Origin of the sequence: Streptomyces sp. NPDC058662 (genome assembly GCF_042716255.1) — a bacterium.
In the GTDB taxonomy this organism is placed as follows: domain Bacteria; phylum Actinomycetota; class Actinomycetes; order Streptomycetales; family Streptomycetaceae; genus Streptomyces.
Genome location: NZ_JBHXRU010000149.1, coordinates 7,836 through 10,604 on the forward strand (window position 1 = coordinate 7,836; position 2,769 = coordinate 10,604).

Consider the following 2,769-nt stretch of genomic DNA (forward strand, 5'->3'; position numbering starts at 1 on the left):
CTGCTCGACGCGCCCAACGACCACACCCCCCTCAGTCCCAGCGACGCCCCAGTCCGGGATTGGCACCGGTCACCCGCCGAGGACGTCGACGCGCTGGTCGAGCGGGCGGCGGTGACCATCCGCGAGGAGGTCGAGTGCCTGGGCGGAGCGGTCGTGGCGACGATCGGCTCGACCCGGCTCGTGCTGTTCGGCGTGCCCCGAGCGGGCGAGGACGACGCGGAGCGGGCCGTCCACGCGGCCCTCGCCGTCCGCGACCGGCTGGCCGCACCGGCCGGGCCGGGCGACACGGCCGCGCCGCCGACCGCGGGAGTGGGCATCCAGGTCGCCGTCGCCACGGGCGAGGCGCTCGTCCGCTACACGCCCGACGGCAGCGGCATCCCGCCGTCCGTCAACGGGGCGCTGCTCGACGAGTGCCACGCCCTGCTGTCCGGCACGCCCGCCGGTGAGGTCCACGTCTGCGACAACACCCGCCGGCTGACCGAGTCCGCGTTCACCCACCACCGCGACACCCCCTCCTCGGGATGGCGGATCGGGGGCCTGCGCCAGGAGTACGTGGCCCTGCACGCCGTCCCGGTGATCGACCGGGAGTGCGACCTGGACGTCCTGCGGGGGCTGCTGCGGCGCACCCGGTACCTGTCGGCGCCGCACCTGGTCACGGTGCTGGGGGAACCGGGCGTCGGCAAGACCCGGTTCGTGACGGAGTTCGAGCGCCGGGTCGCCGCCGATCCGGAGGCCGTCCGGTTCCTGGTGTCCCGCGTGCGGCCCGCCGGCGACCGGCACCCACTCGCCGCCCTGCACGACCTCCTGCTGTCCTGCTGCGGGATCCAGCAGGCCGACCCGCCGGCGGCGCGGGAGGCCAGACTGGCCGCCGCCGTGCACCGCCTGTTCGCGTCCGAGGAGGACCGCGGGCGGCTGCTGGCGTCCCTGGGCCCCCTCGTCGACCCGGACGCGGCCCCGGCGGCGACGCACGAGGTGCTGGCGGCGGCGCGGCAGCTGCTGTCGGGGATCGCGTCCCTGGGCCCGCTCGTCGTGGTCTTCGAGGACCTGCACTGGGCGGACGAGACCCTGACGGACTTCGTCGAGGACCTGACCAGGTCGGTGGGCCCGCTGCCGCTGTTCGTCATCGGCACGGCGCGGCCCGAGCTCCTCAAGCGACGCCTGGAGTGGGGCGCCGGCAGCCGGCACGCCCTCACCCTCACCCTGGAGCCGATCTCCGACGCCGCCGTCGACCGTCTCCTCGAATTCCTGACATCGACGACGGACAGCGTGCTGAAGAGCTCGGCCGGCGGCCTGCTGCGGGCCATGCTCGACGGCGCGGGCGCGCAGCAGGCGGTCCGGCGCGGCCAGTTGCGCAGGATCCTCGCCTCGGGCTCGGCCTCTTCGCGGGACGACAGGTGCGCCGGCGCCGACAGGGCCTGAAGACCTCCTGGACCGGCCGACCCGTACCGCCGCGCCGGCGCCCGTCACATCGGCGTCATCGGGTCACGCGGATCGGCAGCACCCTGGGGGAGACGATCTGCCACGGGTTCTCGTACTCCGTCGTGGCGTCCGGGTCCACCCGGATGTCCCGGTAGCGGTCCATCATCATGTTCAGGGCGATCCGGGCCTCCATGCGGGCCAGCGGCGCGCCCAGGCAGAAGTGGATGCCGTGTCCGAAGACCAGCTGCCCCTGGTTGTTGCGGTGGATGTCGAACCGGTCGGGATCGGGGAAACGCGCCGCGTCGCGGTTGCCGGCTCCGATCCACGGGGTCACCAGCTCCCCGGCCTTCACGGCGTGGCCGCCGATCTCGGTGTCGGTCGTGGTGATCCGCGCCAGGCGCGGGAACGGCGGCCGCAGGCGCAGGATCTCCTCGATCGCGCCGGGCAGCAGGTCGCGGTCGGCGCGTACCGCCGCGCCGATCTCCGGGTGCTCCTCGAACAGGAGCACCGCGTTGCCGATGAGGGCCAGGGTGGTGGCGTGGCCGGCGAACATCGTCAGACCGATGACGCCCACGATCTCGCCGTCGGCCAGCGGCTTCCCGTCGATCTCGGCCTTGGCGAGCCGGGTGATCACGTCGTCGGCGGGCTCCAGGCGCCGGCGCCGTACGTGCTCCAGGAAGTACGCATTCATCTCCCGCACCGCGGGGACGACGTCGCTCTCCATGAGGTCCGGCGGGACGGTGGCGGCGTCCACGGTGCCCAGGGCCTCGCCCCACACCTTGAACAGGGGCTCGTCCTCGATGGGCAGCCCGAGCAGGTCCGCGATCACGGTGATCGGCAGGGGGTAGGCGAGCGTGTCGATGAGGTCGAAGCGGTCCGAGTCGCCCGCGGAGTCGAGCAGCGTGCTGGTGATCTTCTCGATCCGCGGCGCGAGTCCGGCCACGGCACGCGCGGTGAACACGGAGCTGATCACGGAGCGCAGCTGCCGGTGGCGGGGCGGGTCGGTCGTGACCAGGTTGCCCATGTCGAAGAAGTCGAGATCGGGCTGCGGAGGGTTGAAGGCGCCGGCGGTGTCGGAGGAGAAGGTGGTCGTGTCCGCCATGATCCGTGCGATGTCGGCGTAGCCGAACACCTGCCAGCCCTGTTCTTCGTCCCGGTACACCGGCTGGGTGTCGAGTTTGGTGCGGAACCAGGCGAACAGCGACTCCGCCGGATCCTTTGCGAGCGTGTCCGAAGTAATGGTCATCTTCCCGAGCCTAAAGTCGGCGGACTGGTGCGTCCGGAGCGTGCGATGGGCAATTCCGCGTGCGTGGGGGCGTGGAGACCGGCAGCGAACCGCGGTTCGCTGCC

2 protein-coding genes are annotated in these 2,769 nt (G+C 72.8%); one reads left to right on the forward strand and one right to left on the reverse strand.

The features are described 5' to 3' along the window. On the forward strand, nt 1-1,419 hold a 1,419-nt coding region (locus tag ACFWUQ_RS29865; RefSeq protein WP_384544235.1), incomplete at its 5' end, for an AAA family ATPase. Nucleotides 1,420-1,474: 55 nt separating this feature from the next. Here ACFWUQ_RS29865 and ACFWUQ_RS29870 read toward each other — a convergent pair. Then, on the reverse strand, nt 1,475-2,665 hold the full coding sequence (locus ACFWUQ_RS29870) for a cytochrome P450 (RefSeq protein ID WP_384544237.1): 1,191 nt from the start codon (nt 2,663-2,665) through the stop codon (nt 1,475-1,477). Nucleotides 2,666-2,769: the final 104 nt, after the last annotated feature.